Origin of the sequence: Bradyrhizobium canariense (genome assembly GCF_900105125.1) — a bacterium.
Taxonomy (GTDB): Bacteria; Pseudomonadota; Alphaproteobacteria; order Rhizobiales; family Xanthobacteraceae; genus Bradyrhizobium; species Bradyrhizobium canariense_A.
Window position 1 is genome coordinate 1,887,757 of sequence record NZ_LT629750.1, and the last position, 16,833, is coordinate 1,904,589.

Annotated in this window: 15 protein-coding genes; 7 read left to right on the top strand and 8 right to left on the bottom strand. The window is 60.6% G+C overall.

The window, feature by feature from the left end:
- Positions 1–106: 106 nt before the first annotated feature.
- Positions 107–1,429 carry an ABC transporter substrate-binding protein gene (locus BLV09_RS09275; protein ID WP_146687074.1) on the bottom strand — a complete coding sequence of 441 codons (1,323 nt, stop codon included), beginning with the start codon at positions 1,427–1,429 and terminating at the stop codon, positions 107–109.
- 59 nt (positions 1,430–1,488) lie between these two features.
- Positions 1,489–2,550, bottom strand: a complete 1,062-nt coding sequence (locus BLV09_RS09280) for an ABC transporter ATP-binding protein (RefSeq protein WP_146687075.1) — start codon at positions 2,548–2,550, stop codon at positions 1,489–1,491.
- A gap of 230 nt (positions 2,551–2,780) precedes the next feature.
- Here BLV09_RS09280 and BLV09_RS09285 point away from each other — a divergent pair, with 230 nt between their 5' ends.
- The 6 genes from BLV09_RS09285 (at position 2,781) to BLV09_RS09310 (ending at position 7,907) form a co-directional block, all read left to right on the top strand.
- Positions 2,781–4,589 (top strand): IlvD/Edd family dehydratase, encoded by a 1,809-nt coding sequence (locus tag BLV09_RS09285; RefSeq protein ID WP_146687076.1) that lies wholly within the window; start codon positions 2,781–2,783, stop codon positions 4,587–4,589.
- A 167-nt stretch (positions 4,590–4,756) separates the two neighbouring features.
- Entirely contained in the window at positions 4,757–5,491 is a 735-nt protein-coding gene (locus tag BLV09_RS09290; RefSeq protein WP_146687077.1) for an SDR family oxidoreductase, read from the top strand.
- Between the two features lie 17 nt (positions 5,492–5,508).
- A complete protein-coding gene (locus BLV09_RS09295; RefSeq protein WP_100381296.1) occupies positions 5,509–6,255 on the top strand; it encodes an SDR family NAD(P)-dependent oxidoreductase in 747 nt (248 codons plus the stop codon).
- Between the two features lie 19 nt (positions 6,256–6,274).
- On the top strand, positions 6,275–6,664 hold the full coding sequence (locus tag BLV09_RS09300; RefSeq protein ID WP_146687078.1) for a GFA family protein: 390 nt from the start codon (positions 6,275–6,277) through the stop codon (positions 6,662–6,664).
- An 83-nt stretch (positions 6,665–6,747) separates the two neighbouring features.
- Positions 6,748–7,434 carry a site-2 protease family protein gene (locus BLV09_RS09305; protein ID WP_146687079.1) on the top strand — a complete coding sequence of 229 codons (687 nt, stop codon included), beginning with the start codon at positions 6,748–6,750 and terminating at the stop codon, positions 7,432–7,434.
- Positions 7,435–7,502: 68 nt separating this feature from the next.
- Positions 7,503–7,907, top strand: a complete 405-nt coding sequence (locus BLV09_RS09310; protein WP_100386815.1) for a hypothetical protein — start codon at positions 7,503–7,505, stop codon at positions 7,905–7,907.
- Between the two features lie 172 nt (positions 7,908–8,079).
- Here the strand turns inward: BLV09_RS09310 and BLV09_RS09315 are convergent, their stop codons facing one another.
- Positions 8,080–9,651: an ArnT family glycosyltransferase gene (locus BLV09_RS09315; RefSeq protein ID WP_167558668.1), complete on the bottom strand. Its 1,572-nt coding sequence runs from the start codon at positions 9,649–9,651 to the stop codon at positions 8,080–8,082.
- 203 nt (positions 9,652–9,854) lie between these two features.
- Between BLV09_RS09315 and BLV09_RS09320 the strand changes: the two genes are divergently transcribed.
- On the top strand, positions 9,855–11,078 hold the full coding sequence (locus tag BLV09_RS09320; RefSeq protein WP_146687081.1) for an ABC transporter substrate-binding protein: 1,224 nt from the start codon (positions 9,855–9,857) through the stop codon (positions 11,076–11,078).
- A gap of 64 nt (positions 11,079–11,142) precedes the next feature.
- Here the strand turns inward: BLV09_RS09320 and BLV09_RS09325 are convergent, their stop codons facing one another.
- Genes BLV09_RS09325 through BLV09_RS09345 form a run of 5 tightly spaced genes read right to left on the bottom strand, consistent with a single transcriptional unit; the run spans position 11,143 to position 16,652 of the window.
- On the bottom strand, positions 11,143–11,931 hold the full coding sequence (locus tag BLV09_RS09325; RefSeq protein WP_100381290.1) for a TonB family protein: 789 nt from the start codon (positions 11,929–11,931) through the stop codon (positions 11,143–11,145).
- A gap of 3 nt (positions 11,932–11,934) precedes the next feature.
- On the bottom strand, positions 11,935–12,405 hold the full coding sequence (gene exbD, locus BLV09_RS09330) for a TonB system transport protein ExbD (protein ID WP_100381289.1): 471 nt from the start codon (positions 12,403–12,405) through the stop codon (positions 11,935–11,937).
- A gap of 3 nt (positions 12,406–12,408) precedes the next feature.
- Positions 12,409–13,425 carry a tonB-system energizer ExbB gene (gene exbB / locus BLV09_RS09335; protein ID WP_146687082.1) on the bottom strand — a complete coding sequence of 339 codons (1,017 nt, stop codon included), beginning with the start codon at positions 13,423–13,425 and terminating at the stop codon, positions 12,409–12,411.
- Positions 13,422–14,111, bottom strand: a complete 690-nt coding sequence (locus BLV09_RS09340) for a Fe2+-dependent dioxygenase (protein WP_146687083.1) — start codon at positions 14,109–14,111, stop codon at positions 13,422–13,424. The genes exbB and BLV09_RS09340 overlap by 4 nt, the downstream gene beginning before the upstream one ends.
- 9 nt (positions 14,112–14,120) lie before the next feature.
- Complete coding sequence (locus BLV09_RS09345; RefSeq protein ID WP_146687084.1) at positions 14,121–16,652, bottom strand: TonB-dependent receptor; 2,532 nt, start codon at positions 16,650–16,652, stop codon at positions 14,121–14,123.
- Positions 16,653–16,833 lie beyond the last annotated feature (181 nt).

A 16,833-nucleotide genomic window follows, 5' to 3' on the forward strand; every position in this document is an offset into this window, starting at 1 on the left:
TCCATTCCGAACCGGGAAGACGACGCCCGTTCGCTGTCTTGCGCCAGGCGTCGTCGAATTCTTAAGTAAAAACGGGCCGGCGCGGAAGACCGCGCCGGCAATTGCCTCACCGGAAGATGCGCTTGGCGGAACGTTCCGCCGAAGCCATCGCCGTCTTCACATCTTCGCGTCCCGTGCAGTAGTTCGCAAACATGTCGACCACCACGAAGTCGGCAATCGCGGCAGCGGCATTTTCACCCATCTTGCCGATACCGGCCGGCGTCTGCGCCGTCTCGGCCACGTTGCGGTAGGGCGTGTTCTTGGGATCGGAGGTCCAGATCGGATTCTGGTTGTAGCCGAGCAGGAACGGCGAGAGATAGCCTTGCGCGGCTTCAACCCAGGGATCGAACTGCGCCGGTTCCATCATGAAGGCGGTGAACGCCTTGCAGGCCTGCGGGAACTTGGTGAAGTTATAGACCAGGATCGGGAAGCCGAGATGCAATTCTCGCGTCTTGCCATCCAATCCCGCCGGCAGATGGGCGTGATTGATGTCGGCGGCCATTTGCGGATTATCGGTCTTCGCCGTGACGTAGATCGAGATGCCGTTGACGGTCAGATAGAGCTGACCCGCCAGGAACGCCTTGTTGTTGGAACTGTCGTTCCACGACGCGGTGCCCGGCGCGAAGTTATCGTACAGGCCCTTGACATACTCCAGCGCCTTGGCGGTCTCCGGAGAATTGACGACGACCTTGTTGTCCTTATCGATCAAATTGCCGCCATGGGCCCACAATGCCCAGTGCAGCCAGCCATTAGCGTCGCCGGAAGCATGCCCAAGCGCCATGCCGGCCGGTGTGCCGTTCTTGTTCATGCCCTTGATCAGGTCGGCGAAACCAGCGAGATCCTTCGGAAATTCCTTGTGACCGGCTTTTTCGGCCGCGGACATGCGGTAGTTCACGAGACCGCCGGTGGCGGCAACGGGAACACCGATCCATTTGCCGTCCAGCTTGCCGTAAGCCTCGCCCGACGGAGCCCAACCGCCGCACTTCTTGCCGAGGTACTCGGCGACGTCGGTCATATCGGCGCACTTGCTCGGAAACAGGAACGGCAGCGAGTAGAGACCCCAGACCATATCGAGGCCCTGCCCGGTGTTGGCCGCGACCGATGCCTTGGGCTGGATGTCATCATAGGATTCGTTGGAGACGTTGATGGTGACGCCGGTTGCCTTCTGGAAGGCATCGACGATCTTCATGAAGGCGACATCCTCGGCCTCGACGAAACGCTTCCAGCGCAACAAATTGATCTTGGCGCCCGCTTCCGGCTTCCACTGCGCGGTCTGCGCCCACGCCTTCGCATAGCCCAGCAATTGCTCGCCCGACATGGTTGCCGCGGCGGCCAGCATGGTGGCACCGCCTTTCAGCAAGGACCGCCGATCCGGTGTAAAGTTAGTCATCTTTCGTACTCTCCCTGTTTTATTGGCTCTTCATCGACCAATTGGTGTTTTGATAAATCTTAAAGTCGCTTGCCGGTCGGCTCGTCGAATAGATGGATCAGCGATGGATCCGGCTTAAGCCGGACCTTGTCGCCCGGGCTGAATTGATGACGCTCGCGGAACACGGCGACGATCTGTTCGCCGCCGAGCTTGGCGAACACCTGGGTCTCCGATCCCGTCGGTTCCACAACCACGATCTCCGCTTCGGCGCCGTCATCCGCGATCGTGAAATGCTCGGGTCGGACGCCATACACGACGGGCCGGCCGTCGGAATTGGCGGGGGCGGACTTCAGCGGCAGCTTCAGGCCGTTCGGACCTTCGAAACTGGCGCTGCCATTGGTCTTCACCTTGCCTTTGAGGAAGTTCATCGCCGGCGATCCGATGAAACTGGCGACAAACTGATTGTCCGGCCGGTCATACAGTTCAAGCGGCGAGCCAATTTGCTCCACAATACCGTCATGCATCACGACAATCTTGTCGGCCATGGTCATGGCTTCGATCTGGTCGTGGGTGACGTAGACCGTGGTGGTCTTCAGCCGCTGATGCAATTCCTTGATTTCGGTACGCATCGCCACGCGCAGCTTGGCGTCGAGATTGGATAATGGCTCGTCGAACAGGAACACCTGCGGATCGCGCACGATCGCGCGCCCCATCGCGACGCGCTGGCGCTGTCCTCCCGACAATTGCCGGGGATAACGATCCAGCAGCGGGGTCAAATCGAGGATTTCCGCGGCACGCTTGACGCCGGCGGTGATTTCCTCGGCCTTCGCGCCGCGCAATTTCAGCGAAAACCCCATATTGTCGGCGACCGTCATATGCGGATAGAGCGCATAATTCTGGAACACCATCGCGATGTCGCGCTCTTTGGGCTGGACGTTGTTGACGACGCGGTCGCCGATGGAAATCGTACCCGAAGTGATGTTTTCGAGCCCGGCCAGCATCCGCAACAAAGTCGATTTGCCGCAGCCGGAAGGGCCGACCAGAACGACAAAGGCGCCGTCCTCGATCGGAATTGTCACGCCGTGCAGGACTTCAAAGCCACCAAACGATTTCCGCACGTCGCGAATCTGTACCGACGACATACTTACCCTCCCGAAAGCCTATGATCCCCGCGGTGATGCCGCAGTCATTGTCTTGTTTGATCGGGTCTTTATCAGACTTTTTTGGCGATGTCGTTGGATCAAAGTCGTATTGAGGTTTGTCCTCAGCGCAAACATTGCGATCCGGGCGGTGACATGCGAACATCGGCCCCAGTAACAAATGACGCACAAAAATAAGGCGTGTGCGCTGCGGGAGAACCCGGGAGAACCTAATGAACAAGCCGCCAGCCGGGACCACCCGGCGCAAACTCCGCTCCAGCGAGTGGTTTAACAACCCCCACAATCCCGGAATGACCGCGCTCTATCTTGAGCGATACCTGAATTACGGCCTGACCCGGCACGAATTGCAATCCGGCAAGCCGATCATCGGCATCGCGCAGACCGGCAACGACCTGTCACCGTGCAACCGCCATCATCTCGAATTGGCACATCGGGTCCGGGAAGGAATCCGCGCCGCCGGCGGCATCGCGATGGAATTCCCGATGCATCCGATCCAGGAGACTGGCAAACGGCCGACCGCCGCGCTGGATCGCAACCTCGCCTATCTCGGACTGGTCGAAATCCTGTTCGGCTATCCGCTGGACGGCGTGGTGCTCACGACCGGCTGCGACAAGACGACGCCTGCCTGCCTGATGGCCGCGGCAACCGTCAATTTGCCGGCGATCGTGCTCTCGGGCGGACCGATGCTGAATGGCTGGCACAATGGCCAGCGTTCCGGGTCGGGAACGGTGGTCTGGAAAGCGCGCGAACAACTGGCCGCTGGTGAGATCGACTACGAGGAGTTCATGAATATCGTGGCCTCATCGGCGCCGTCGGTCGGCCACTGCAACACCATGGGCACCGCCTCCACCATGAATTCGCTGGCCGAGGCGCTGGGCATGTCGCTGCCGGGCTGCGCCGCGATCCCCGCGCCCTATCGCGAACGCGGCCAGATCGCCTATGAGACCGGCACGCGGATCGTCGACATGGTCTGGGAAGATCTGAAGCCGTCCGACATCCTGACCCGCAAAGCGTTCGAGAACTGCATCGTCGTCAATTCGGCGATCGGCGGCTCGACCAACGCGCCGATCCATATCAACGCGCTCGCGCGCCACATCGGCGTGGAGCTCAAGATCGACGACTGGCAGAAATTCGGCCACGAAATCCCGCTGCTGGTGAACATGCAGCCGGCCGGTTTCTACCTCGGCGAGGAATATCATCGCGCCGGCGGCGTGCCTGCCGTGGTGCGTGAGCTGATGAAGCACAAGCGCATCCATGAAGACGCCATGACGGTCAACGGCCGCACCATGGGCGACAATTGCCGCGAAGCGCCGAAGCCGGATAACGACGTGATCTGGAGTTACGACAAGCCGCTGGTCAAGGATGCCGGATTCCTGGTGCTGCGCGGCAATCTGTTTGATTCCGCGATCATGAAGACCAGCGTGATCTCGAAGGAATTCCGCGACCGCTATCTGATCAATCCCAAGGATCCGAATGCGTTCGAAGGACGCGCCATCGTGTTCGAGGGGCCGGAGGACTATCACCACCGGATCGAGGATCCCTCGCTCGATATCGATGAGCACTGCATCCTGTTCGTTCGCGGCACCGGTCCGATCGGCTATCCCGGCGGCGCCGAGGTCGTCAACATGCAGCCGCCCGCGACCCTCATCAAGCGCGGCATCCTGTCCCTGCCCTGCATCGGTGACGGCCGTCAGTCCGGCACGTCGGGCTCGCCCTCGATCCTCAACGCGACGCCGGAAGCCGCCGCCGATGGCGGGCTGGCGATCCTCAAGACCGGCGACAAGGTTCGCGTCGACCTCAACAAGGGCAGCGCCAATATCCTGATCTCGGATGAAGAGCTGAAGCGGCGGCACGTCGAGCTCAAGGCCAAGGGTGGTTTCCCCTATCCGGCCAACCAGACGCCGTGGCAGGAGCTCTATCGCTCAACCGTCGGCCAGCACGCCACCGGCGCATGCATGGAGTTTGCGACGCGTTATCACGACATCGCCGGCCGCGTCGGCGTTGCGCGGGATAATCATTAGACAGCGCCGTCATTGCGGGCCACCGGGTCGGCGCCAAGCGCCGCCCGGCGACGGGCTCCGCGAAGCAGTCCAGAATCCCCGCGGAGATCTGGATTGCTTCGTCGCTTCGCTCCTCGCAATGACGATGAGGGTGACAATTCCATCAAGCGAACTGTGAGGAGATTTCAATGTCAGACCGCCTGAAGGGCAAACGTGCATTCGTGACTGCGGCGGCCGTGGGCATAGGCCGCGCCTGCGCGGTGGCCTTTGCGCGTGAAGGCGCCACGGTTTTCGCAACCGATATTGACGAAACCAAACTCGCCGCGTTGAAGAACGAGGGCGTTGCGGAAGTGGCGAAACTCGACGTACGGGACAGCGCCGCGGTCGCTGCGATGGCCAAGCGCGCAGGCCAAGTCGACATCCTGCTCAATGCGGCCGGTTTCGTGCATCACGGCACCGTGCTGGAATGCTCCGACGAAGACTGGGATTTTTCGTTCGACCTCAACGTCAAATCGATGCACCGGACCATCCGGTCATTCCTGCCCGGCATGCTGGAATCTGGCCGCGGCTCGATCGTGAACATTTCCTCGGCGGCCGGCGTATTCAAGGCTGCGCCCAATCGCTACGTCTATGGCGCGACCAAGGCCGCGGTCGCCGCACTGACCAGTTCTGTCGCCGTCGACTTCATCGCCAAGGGCATTCGCTGCAACTGCATTTGCCCCGGTACGATCGAGACGCCGTCGATGTTGCAGCGCGCCGCGGCCGCAGGCCCCGGCGGGCGCGAGATGTTCGTGAGCCGGCAACTGATGGGACGGCTCGGCACGGCCGAGGAAATCGCTTCTTTGGCGGTCTATCTCGCCAGCGACGAGAGTTCATTCACGACTGGTGTTGCGCACGTCATCGACGGCGGCTGGACGCTGTAATTCAAAAGGATATCCCCATGAACAAGATCGATCTGAACGGACGTTGCGCCGTTGTCACCGGCGGCGCTCAGGGTTTTGGGCGCGCGATCACCGAGCGTTTTGTCGCTTCCGGCGCAAAGGTCGCGATCTGGGATCACGACCTGCCGTTTGCCGAGAAGACCGCCAAGGAAATCGGCCCGGCCGTGACGGCGTTCAAGGTCGACGTCTCCGACCTCGCCGCGGTCGAGAAAACCAGGGACGCCACGCTTGGAGCGTTCGGCAAGATCGATATTCTCGTCAACAATGCCGGCATCGCCGGAATCAACAAGACCGTGTGGGAAACCGATCTCGAGGAGTGGCGCAAGGTCCTGCGCATCAATCTCGACGGTCCCTTCATCTGCTGCAAGGCGATCGTGCCAGCCATGGTCAAGCAAAACTACGGCCGCATCGTCAACATCGCCTCGATCGCCGGCAAGGAAGGCAACCCCAACGCTGCCCACTACTCGGCGTCAAAGGCCGGCCTGATCGCGCTGACCAAATCGCTGGGCAAGGAACTCGCGGGCCACGAGATCTCCGTCAACGCGGTGACGCCTGCCGCCGCCAAAACCGCGATTTTCGACCAGCTCACGCAGCAGCATATCGACTTCATGCTGTCGAAGATTCCGAAGGGGCGGTTTGTCCTGGTGGAAGAACTTGCGGCGATGGTGGCGTGGCTGGCTTCGGAGGATTGCGCGTTCTCCACCGGCGCGGTGTTCGACATTTCCGGCGGTCGCGCGACTTACTAGAGTTGGCGGCGGAGGCCTTATGATCAGGGAAGGCGGATGCCTGTGTGGCGCGGTCCGGTTCAGGGCCGAGGGCGAGCCGATCAATGTCCGCATTTGCCACTGCCGCAACTGCCAGAAGGCGATGGGGTCGCCGTTCTATGCCCGCGCATTGTTTCCGCAGACCGCGCTCACGGTTGAGGGCGAAACCGGCCGCTATGCGTCTTCGGAAGCGCTCGACCGGGTGTTTTGCAAGACCTGCGGCACGCGGCTATTTTCCTGGCGCAAGAACGGGACCGCGGCTGGCGTCGCGCTGGCCGTATTCGACGACCGCCACGCGTTCACGCCGACCGAGCACATCTGGGTCAGCGAAAAAATGGATTGGGTGAAGCTCGAGGATGGGCTGCCGCAATATCCGGGGACGGCTCCCTGACGCAGGCATCGTGTTCAGGAGCACTTGTTTCGGTCGATTCGTGGTAGCGTCGCGCCCTTGTTGGAACCGAATGGAATGACCGATTGCCCCTAAACAGCACTCTCTATGCCATATCGGTTTGGGTGGTACCGCTCGTCATCGCCATCACCTTTCACGAGGCCGCCCACGGTTTTGTCGCGCACCATTTCGGCGACAACACCGCCTGGGAACGAGGCCGCGTCAGTTTCAATCCCCTGAAGCACATCGATCCGTTCGGTACGCTGCTGCTGCCGGCCATCCTGTTGCTGTCCCACTCCCCGTTTCTGTTCGGCTACGCCAAGCCGGTGCCGGTGAATTTCCGCGCGTTGCGCAACCCCCGGATCGACATGGTCTGGGTGGCACTGGCCGGACCCGCCACCAACATCGCGCTGGCCCTGTCCGCGGCGCTGGCATTTCATCTGCTGGACTATGCCCCCGCAAACGCGGCACAATGGATCGCCGACAATCTGAAAAACGCCCTCGTTATCAACGTCGTGCTTGCCATTTTCAACATGCTGCCAATACCGCCGCTCGACGGCGGCCGGGTTGCGGTTGGCTTACTCCCGAACGTGCTGGCGATCCCGCTGTCCCGGCTGGAACCCTATGGCATGCTGATCCTGATCGGAATTCTGATCATTCTTCCGTTGGTCGGCGCGCAACTCGGTCTAAATCTTGATGTTATTTCGGCGATACTGCGAACGGCGACCGGCTATGTGATCCAGCTACTTCTCCTGATCACCGGGAACGCGTAACTCAATCGGAGGATTCGTCGAAAGGATCGTCGAAAGGACCTGGGGCCATCTTGATCAAAGCTGCCGACATGCTGATCGCGCGACGGGCCGACACCAAGGCTCGAACGGACTTCGCGACCTGGAAGATGATGGCGAAGCTGAACGGCGCCTCTGCCCTGCCCGCCGAAGCCCAGACCTTCCTTGCCAGCTATAGGTCGTTTCTCAATGAAATGAAGGAAGCTGAAGCGACCGAGGCCACCATCAATCTGATGTACCGGGCCTATTATGCCGAGATGGGCGGCCACGGCACCCCGCCCGACATTCGGGCCCATTTGAACGAGCCGGTGACGGATAACGTGACGGCCTTCAAGCGGCCGGCACCGCAACGGTCCAAGGCCAAAAACGGCCCCAACGCAAAACCCCAGCTTCCGGTCGCCCTGATCTTCGCTTGCCTTGTCGTCGTCTATGTCGGGTTCCGGTATTTTTGGCGGTGACCTGACACCTTAAGTGTTTTGGACGAATCGCTGTTTACCAAAAACCGATTTTTCCTTTTTGAGACCATGCTCAAGAGCATGATTCAACTGAGTTGAATCATGCTCTTGCGTTATCTTTTTGTTTGAGCATGATCTTTTCGGAAAACCGGTTTCCACTTTTCCGGATCATGCTCTAGCGGAAACGCTTCAACCTGTTCCATAGCCGGTCGAGCGGCGCTCGCGTGTCGCGGCAGATGAAGATCGCACGATCGTTCTCGTAGGGCATGGCGTAGGGATTGCCGAAGCTGCCGGCGTCCTCGATGGAACCGCAAATCCGCCGCCACCGCTCGGCGTCTCCGCCGACATGAATGATCAGCGAACCGTCGTGGCTGCGCGGACCCCAGAGCCAATATTGATTTTGCCCACTCAACGCCGGCGGCAATCCGTCCTTGCCGCCGAAGACGTCCAATGCGGCGGCTTCTCCGTAGTTCGCGGTCAGGATCGCGGCGCGGGCCTGATCTTCCGGCGAGAGCCGGTGAAAGACCGCCGCCACCTTGTTCTCGAGATCGCGCCAGCCGAACTCATCGGACAGGCTCTGGGTCAGCGGCGCGCCGACACCGGCAGCCTCGATCGGCCGAGGCTTGATGTGCATGATCTCCATGTAGCGTTGCAGTTGCGACGGCTCGAGGATCGGCAGCACGATCGGCGCGACCAGCGCGCTAAAGCCGAGCGCGGCTGTTATCCAGATGCGCGTTACGGCCGCGGCAAGCCGCTCGCACCAGACTGCGCCGACCGCAAACATGGTAGGATAGGCCGGAAACAGATAATAATTGGTGCCGCGCTGAAGAAAATAGAACGCCGTCGCCAGCACGAAGGCCAGTGACAACCAGCGTGCATCGGCAAGGCGGCGGTCGATGAATGGACCTGCCACGCCTGCCAGCCACAGTGGCGCAAGCACGACGTTCATCGACAGCGCCTGATCCAGTTCGAATTTCCAGAACGGCCCCGTGAAATTCTTCTGGCTGTCGAGATGCGGCAGGATCACCTCAAAGAACGGCCAGCCGTGCTGCCACTGCCAGATCAGGTTTGGCGCGAACAGCACCGCCGCAACGGCAATGCCGAGCCAGAGTTGCCACCAGAAGAATATCTTGCGCGCCGGCGTCGCGACCACGCCGATACCGAGCGCGACCAGCCAGACCGCAATGCCCCATTTGGCTTCCATCGCCGCGCCCACCAGGACGCCGATCCAGATCAGGTCGGAGCGCGTGTCGCGCAGGACGGCGCGCGCCAGCAGGAACGCCGCCGCAGTCCAGGCGATGGGTTCGAATGTTGACGTCGTGAGATGCGAGCCGAGCGCGGCAAGGCCGGGCGCAATGCCCGCCGCGATGGCCGCCAACGAAGCCGCCCTGCTCTCGCCGCCGAGCAGCCGGGCAAAGGCCGCGCAAAGCAACACGAGCCCGACCGCAACGATGGTGGCCGGCAGGCGCAGCAGCCAAATGTTGATGCCGAAGATTTGCGTCGCGGCTGCGATCAGCGGCACCAGCGGCGGTTGATCGACATATCCGAAGTCCGGATGCCAGCCGCACACCAGAAAATACAATTCGTTGCGCTGCGCATCGTAGCGACCGGCAGTCGCCGCATGCACGATGGCGACCAGAAGAGCAACGAGCCAGACCACCGGCTGACGCGAAAATGCGGCCTTGATGGACGCAGTCACCGGAAGCCGCGGCGTCACAACCATATCGGATGAGCCGGTCTGATTCATGGAAGATCCATCCGGGAAACGCATCATGCTTGACCGATAGAATATCAAGCGTCGGGAGTGCACCTAATGAATTCTCCGCAAGGAAATGTCCTGATGGGCGCGGACCATTTTTTCGCACCGGCTATGCGCGCAGCGGAAGGCAGGGCATAATGCTGAAAAAAAATAATTCTGACGTCAGCTCAAAACAACATTTTGGAGGGGAAATGAAACGATCAATTGCAGCGTTGGTACTGATTACCGGTGTGATGTTTGCCGGCAGTGCGCTCGCGCAAGACAAGCTCGACAAAGTCGTCAAGGTCGGTGCGCTCGGCGACCAGTCGGGTCTCTATCAGGATATTGGCGGCCCCGGCTCGACCGTCGCCGCGCAAATGGCGATCGAGGATTCCGGATTGCTGGCCAAGGGCTGGAAGATCGATCTGATTTCAGGCGATCATCAGAACAAGCCTGATCTGGGCGCCAACATCGCCAAGCAATGGATCGACGTCGAGAAAGTCGATGTGTTTGTCGATCTCGCCAGCTCCGGCGTCGGTCTTGCCGTGGCCAACGTTGCGAAAGAAAGGAACGTCGTTAACCTGAATTCCGGTTCGGCGTCGTCCGATCTCACGGGTTCGCAATGCTCGCCGAACACGGTGCACTGGGTCTACGACACCTACATGCTCGCCAACGGCACCGGCAAGGCGCTGGTCAAATCGGGCGGCGATACCTGGTTCTTTTTGACCGCCGATTACGCATTCGGGCAGGCGCTGGAGCGCGACACCAGCGCGGTCGTCATCGCCAATGGCGGCAAGATACTGGGCAGCGTCAAGCACCCGCTGAACAATGCGGACTTCTCATCCTTCCTGCTTCAGGCGCAGAACTCGAAGGCGAAGATCGTCGGCCTTGCCAATGCCGGCGGCGACACCACGAACGCGATCAAGCAGGCAGCCGAGTTCGGCATCGTCGCCGGCGGGCAGAAGCTCGCGGGCATGCTGATGTTCATCACCGACGTCAACGCGCTCGGACTCAATGTCGCGCAAGGCCTCAACTTCACCGAGACCTTCTATTGGGACATGAACGACCAGACCCGCGCCTTCACCAAGCGCTTCAACGAGCGGTTCAAGAAAAATCCGCCGACCATGGTTCAGGCGGGCGTCTACTCCTCGCTGATCCACTACTTCAAGGCACTGGAAGCACTCGGCGGCAATCCGCATGATGGCGTCAAGGTCGTCGCCAAGATGAAGGAAATGCCGACCGACGATCCGCTGTTCGGCAAGGGATACATCCGCGCCGACGGACGCAAGGTTCACCCGGCCTATCTGTTCGAGGTGAAGAAGCCTTCGGAATCGAAGTATCCGTGGGATTACTACAAGCTCATCGCCACCATTCCGGCAGATGAAGCCTGGCTTCCGCTTGAGAAGAGCGTGTGCCCGCTGGTCAAGAAGAGCTGATCGAAGGCCGCATCTGACGAAAATGCCGGCGCGCGCTATCGGCGGCCGCCGGCATTTTTTCGAGCTATTTGGCCATCGTGAACTTCACGTCCAGGCTATAGTTGAACTGGTCGTCGGTCAGTTTCGCCGGCGGACGTGGCACCGGGTCGGACCGGCGGATCATGGAAAGGGCGGCCTCGTCGTAAAGCGGATCGCCCGACGATTCCAGAACGCCGACAGAGACCACATGACCGAGACGATTGAGCACCAAGCTCACTTTGACCGTCGCGTTCCGGCTTTTCTGGACCTTGGGATAGCGCTTGTGAAGCTCGAAGTAGGCGCTGATCTGTCGGCCCCAATCCGCCGTGAGCTTCTGCTTGTCCTTGCCAATGCCAATGTTGGGCGCCTTCACTTCTTGAGATTCGCGCGATTCATCGAGCGTCTGGCGGGCCGTCGCCTCCTGCGCTACCGACTCCTGCGAAGCCGCGGTCTGCACGGTCTCGACTTTCGGATCATCTTCGGTCGGCTTCTTGGCTTCATTCTGCGTCACGACGCGGTCGGGGTCTTCGGTCTCATCCGGCGTGTCTTTCGGCAAGTCGGTCGGCTTGATCTCGGCCTTCTGCTCGGCGAGCGCAGGCGAAGCGACCGAGGCATCGGCATCCGGACCCGGCGGCAAATCGCTATCTTCGGTGTGCGGCGATTCCAGTTCGACCCCGACTTCAATCGCGTTCGCACCAAGGGAATCGCCGGCATCGTCGGATGACATATGGGAGATTGCCAGTGCCGCGCCGCCGAGATGAAGCGCCAACGCGCCTACGGCTGCGAAAATCCAGAGTCGCCGGGACGGCTTTTGTTCGAGGGCGAGCTCGGACATGACTTAAGGATTGGCGCTTTGGGACGCGGCCGGTTGCGCGGCATCGTCCGGAACGCCTTCAAGCGCCACCAGCTTCATCCGGTAGTTTCCCTTGCGCAGAAGTTCGAGCACATCCATCAACTCGCCATAGGGCACCTGGCGGTCGGCGCGGAGGAACACCAGCCGTTCCGGATTGCTCTCGGCTGCCGCATCGAGCGCGCTGACCAGATCGACCCGCTTGACCGGCGTTTCCCCGATCGCCAGCGTCAGATCGGGCTTGATGCTGACATAGGTCGGCTTGTCCGGCTTCTTCTGCGGAGTCGCGGTCGAGGTCGGCAAATCGATCGGAAGATCGACGGTCGATAGCGGTGCCGCCACCATGAAGATGATCAGAAGGACCAGGATAACGTCGATGAAAGGCGTGACGTTGATGTCATGCGTTTCGGCGAAGTCGCCGTCATCATCGAGGTCATTGTTTCCGATCGAGATGGCCATCGCCTACTCCGCCGCAGCGCGCGCATGCGGGCTACCGAGAGAGCTGATATGGGTGCGATCGAGATCGCGCGACAGCAACCGCGCGGCAGCGCCCGACGACCGGCTGACCAGTTCGAGATAGCCTCTCGTCACGCGCGCGAAGTGGTTGTAGATGATGACCGCCGGAATCGCCGCGACCAGACCGATCGCGGTGGCGAGCAGAGCTTCGGCAATGCCCGGCGCGACCACGGCGAGATTCGTCGTCTGCGACTTCGAAATCCCGATAAAGCTGTTCATGATGCCCCACACCGTGCCGAACAGGCCAACGAACGGCGATGTCGCACCGATGGTGGCAAGCAGCCCCATGCCGATCCGGATCCGGCGCCCCTCGGCGCGAACGATTTCGGCAAAGCTCGATGCTGCGCGCTCCTTGATGCCCTCGTCGCTGGAAATTCCGGCCGACAATCGCGCCTCGCTCATCGCGGCTGACAGCAACGCCGACAACACGCTGTCCTTTGCGCCCAGCGCGAATTGCGCTTCCGCCAGCGATCTTGAATCCTTGATCTTGAGCAGCGCCTTGCCCAGCTTGCGCTGGACGAACGACAGCTCGATCATTTTTGCGATGAAGACGGTCCAGGTCACCAGCGAAGCGAAGGCCAGGCCGACCATAACCGCCTTGACGATGATATCCGCCGACAGGAACATCGACCAGGGCGACAGCTCGTGGAGCACGGCAGCCGTTGACTTCGCCGACTTGCTGCCGGCATCGGCGGAAAGCGACGCCGCATCTGATGTCGCCGGTGCTGGAGCTGGAGCCGGCTGAACAGCCGCCGATGGCGCGGGAGCCGGCGCGGCCTGCGCCGGAACGGCGGGTTGCGCAGGTGCAACCGGCTGCGCTGCAACAACAGGCGGCTGAGACGACACCGGAGCCTGTTGCGCTGCCGGGGCGGCCTTCTGCTGCGCCAGCAACGGCGATACGGGCGAGAGCATCGCCAGCGCAAGGATTACGGCGCATGTCAATCGAAACGGTGACGTGTTCATACTTCGGCCCAGTAGCGGATCAGATTGTGATAGATACCGGTCAATTTGACCGTTTCAGGGTCATCTCGCCCAAGACGCTGCACCAGAGCCTGGATCGCCGTGTCGAGATCGAAAATCAGGCTACGAGCATGGGCCTCCCGTACCATGCTCTGCAACCAGAAAAAAGACGCAACCCGTGTGCCTCGCGTGACCGGCGTGACCATATGCAAACTAGACGCAGGATAAAGTACGAGATCGCCGGCCGGCAGCTTGATTTCATGGGATCCGTAGACGTCCTCGACCACGAGTTCGCCGCCATCGTACTCGTCCGGCTCCGATAAAAATAACGTGACCGAAAGATCGGTCCGGATCCGCAAGCCCGTCAGATGATCGCCACGCACCGCGTTGTCGACATGGATTCCAAAATGATGACCATCCGCGGCCGCGTAGCGATTGAACAGCGGCGGAAAGATCTGCAGCGGCACCGCGGCCGAGATGAACCGCGGATTGGCGGTTAGGGCCGAGACCACGCGCTTGCCGAGCTTGCGCGCAGCCTCGCTGTCCGGCGGCAATTGTTCGTTACGCTTCACCATCGCCGATTGCGCGCCGGCGGTGGAGCGGCCGTCCTCCCACGCACTCTCGTCCATGATGCGGCGGAAGTCCGCCACATCGCTCTTGCTTAGCACATTGGGAACACAGATCAGCATGATCGGTTGTCAGAATCTCGCCGAGATCATCACGGACGCCGTGCGGCCAGGCGCTTCCAGAACGAACGGCGCCGCGCTCTGATACAGTCCGAGGTAGTAGAGCTTGTTGAAGATGTTGTTGACGAACAGCTTCACGGTCCAATTCTTGTCGATCTTCGCCTCCGCGAAGGTATCGAAGCGCCAGAAGCTCGGCAGCGACGTGCCCTGGTTTGCGGCCAGCAAGGTGCCGCCATACATCTTGGAACGATAGACGGCCTGTCCGCCAACCTCCCACCTGTCGTCGATCTGATATTTGCTGAGCAGGCTGAAAGATTGATTTGCGATGTTGGCAAGCGGCAGGCCGACGTTTGTGGTGAACAATGCGGTGTTGGCCGGAGGAACCAGCGACTTCGTCACCTCCGATTTCATCAAGACCAGGCCGCCAAACACGCTCCATTTGTCGGTAATCTTGCCGCTGACTTCGAGATCCACACCGCGGATCTGATAGGCCGCGCCCGCTGAGATGATCGGAACGGTTTGACCGGCCACCGTCGTATTCACCGACTCACGCGCATTGGTAACATCGGTCTGGAACAATGCGCCGCTCACCAGCAGATGGCGATCAAATAACTCCCATTTGTTGCCAACCTCGATCGCCGAGTTCTTCATCGGCCCAAATATCTGGTTCGAGCCGCCATTGACGACGGGCGCCACTCCTCCGTAACTCGCGCTGGTGCCGTCAAATTCGGAACCCACTGGGTCCGATGACGTGGCATAGGCGACATAGACGCTGGTGATGGGCAGCGGCTTCAAGGTGAGGCCCAAATTGAAGTTTGGCATCCCAAATTCCGCGGCTGGCGCACCCCAGGAGTTGGGATTTGGAACACCGCCCGACGAGCCGAAGCCACTTACCTTCAAATTGTAATCGTCGTAGCGGATGCCGCCATTTAGGATCAAAAGATCACGATAATTCGCGGTATCGATCAAATACCCACTCGTGGTGTCGATGGCGATCTTCGTGGGCAATCCTGTAAGCGTTGGCGTGGTGGGAAACGGCGCAAACGTATATTGTGGATTGTAGATACTGACGCTGGTCGGCGATCCACTGCCGCTGAAGGTGTTGCCGACGGCTTCTGAAGTCAGGCCGGTATAAGAGTCGATGCTGGAAGTCTCGCGGGACACCTCGACGCCGGCAATCGCGGTGTGACGCCAGCCATAGGTATCGAACTTGTAGGTCGCCTCTGTCTGGTTATCGATCACGTCGGTCGGCTGGTAGCGGCTCTGCGGATTGGCGGTCAATGTTCCTGCCGCGTTGACGGGCGATTCAGGAATCGTCCCGATATAGTTCAGCAGCGAATGCGAAGCTCTTATCTTGTCGCTGACAACCAAATCAGGGTTGATCTGGACCTCGGTGTTGAGAGTGCCGATGTCCTGGTGAACCTCGTAGAAATCGCGGTTGGCGAAACCATAGAAATTGTCGCGATTGACGCCGTAACTCGGGAACGGGCCGCCGGCCGTGGTCGTAAATTGACCGGCGGCGTTGGTGGGTCCCGGCCGGTAGTACGGCACGCCGAAGTCCGGCAAGCCGTGGATGTCGGTGTGAACGTAGTCCGCGCTCACCTTCACCGCATCAACCGGCGTCCACTTCAGCGCCACAAAGCCGCCGCCGCGGTCGTCGGTGGTGTAGTTCCGGCCTTCAACGCCCGCGTCCTGGAACACGCCGCCGGCGCGGATCGCCAGCGTCGGGTTGATCACCTGATTGACGTCGAGTGTGACGCGCTTGGTGGCGTCCGTCCCGAACGTCGTGTCCATGTTGTAGAAGCTTTTTTCGGTGGTCGCCTGCTTGGTGACGATATTGATCGCGCCACCCGTGGTGCCGCGGCCGGCGAATGACGAGCCGGGGCCGCGCAGGATCTCGATCTGCTCGGTGAAGAAATTCTCGCGGACGCTGACGCCGGAATCGCGAATCCCGTCGATGAAGACGTCATTGCGGGTATCGAAACCGCGGACGAAAAACCGGTCGCCAAAGGCGTTGCCGCCCTCGCCGGTCCCGAGCGTCACGCCGGCGGTGTTCAGGACCGCCTGCTTCAACGACGTGGCGTTCTCGTCCGCCAGCACTTCCTTGCTCAGCACAGTGACGGTCTTCGGCGTGTTCAGCAATGGTTCGGGAAATTTGCCGGAGGCCTGCAGATGATCGACTTTGTAGGGAGCGGCCGCATCCGCGTAAGGGTTGCGGTCTGCGCTCAAAGTGCCGGCGTTTGGAAACGGTACCGGCGCAACCTGTGCCGGCTGCGTCCGGCGGGCCGCGCGGCGCAGGGCATTGCGGGCGCGGATCTGATCTGGCGTCGGCTTGGTCGCGGCAGGACGCGGACGTGCGACAGGCGCATCAATGGTCACGGGTGGAAGCGGCGCCTGCTGCGCCTTGGCGCCTGTAATCGAAGCGACCGCCACAAGGCCTGCCACCGCCGAGACCTTTCGTCCGGAGTAGTTATCGAACGTTTCGCCGACCGAGTTCATCGCCGCGTTGAAACGCAGCGACCTCGGCATCTTTGCCGTATTCATTGCAGATGCCCCACTAATCAAAATTCAGTTCGCCCATGCACCCCATAGCGATGAGCAACTGTGTGTTGGTTAGCGAGCGCAAAAAATCGGGTCAATGCGAATACGGCAACGAAGTGTTTGAATATGTCCAGATCAAAACGATTCTAAACTACAGTTTGAAAACATTCTAAAATAAGATTTG

What these genes read in the sequence shown, in the direction of transcription:
- BLV09_RS09275 (WP_146687074.1), bottom strand. Translation starts at nt 1,429, where the DNA reads ATGACTAACTTTACACCGGATCGGCGGTCCTTGCTGAAAGGCGGTGCC.
- BLV09_RS09280 (WP_146687075.1), bottom strand. Translation starts at nt 2,550, where the DNA reads ATGTCGTCGGTACAGATTCGCGACGTGCGGAAATCGTTTGGTGGCTTT.
- BLV09_RS09285 (WP_146687076.1), top strand. Translation starts at nt 2,781, where the DNA reads ATGAACAAGCCGCCAGCCGGGACCACCCGGCGCAAACTCCGCTCCAGC.
- BLV09_RS09290 (WP_146687077.1), top strand. Translation starts at nt 4,757, where the DNA reads ATGTCAGACCGCCTGAAGGGCAAACGTGCATTCGTGACTGCGGCGGCC.
- BLV09_RS09295 (WP_100381296.1), top strand. Translation starts at nt 5,509, where the DNA reads ATGAACAAGATCGATCTGAACGGACGTTGCGCCGTTGTCACCGGCGGC.
- BLV09_RS09300 (WP_146687078.1), top strand. Translation starts at nt 6,275, where the DNA reads ATGATCAGGGAAGGCGGATGCCTGTGTGGCGCGGTCCGGTTCAGGGCC.
- BLV09_RS09310 (WP_100386815.1), top strand. Translation starts at nt 7,503, where the DNA reads ATGCTGATCGCGCGACGGGCCGACACCAAGGCTCGAACGGACTTCGCG.
- BLV09_RS09315 (WP_167558668.1), bottom strand. Translation starts at nt 9,651, where the DNA reads ATGAATCAGACCGGCTCATCCGATATGGTTGTGACGCCGCGGCTTCCG.
- BLV09_RS09320 (WP_146687081.1), top strand. Translation starts at nt 9,855, where the DNA reads ATGAAACGATCAATTGCAGCGTTGGTACTGATTACCGGTGTGATGTTT.
- BLV09_RS09325 (WP_100381290.1), bottom strand. Translation starts at nt 11,931, where the DNA reads ATGTCCGAGCTCGCCCTCGAACAAAAGCCGTCCCGGCGACTCTGGATT.
- exbD (WP_100381289.1), bottom strand. Translation starts at nt 12,405, where the DNA reads ATGGCCATCTCGATCGGAAACAATGACCTCGATGATGACGGCGACTTC.
- exbB (WP_146687082.1), bottom strand. Translation starts at nt 13,425, where the DNA reads ATGAACACGTCACCGTTTCGATTGACATGCGCCGTAATCCTTGCGCTG.
- BLV09_RS09340 (WP_146687083.1), bottom strand. Translation starts at nt 14,111, where the DNA reads ATGCTGATCTGTGTTCCCAATGTGCTAAGCAAGAGCGATGTGGCGGAC.
- BLV09_RS09345 (WP_146687084.1), bottom strand. Translation starts at nt 16,652, where the DNA reads ATGAATACGGCAAAGATGCCGAGGTCGCTGCGTTTCAACGCGGCGATG.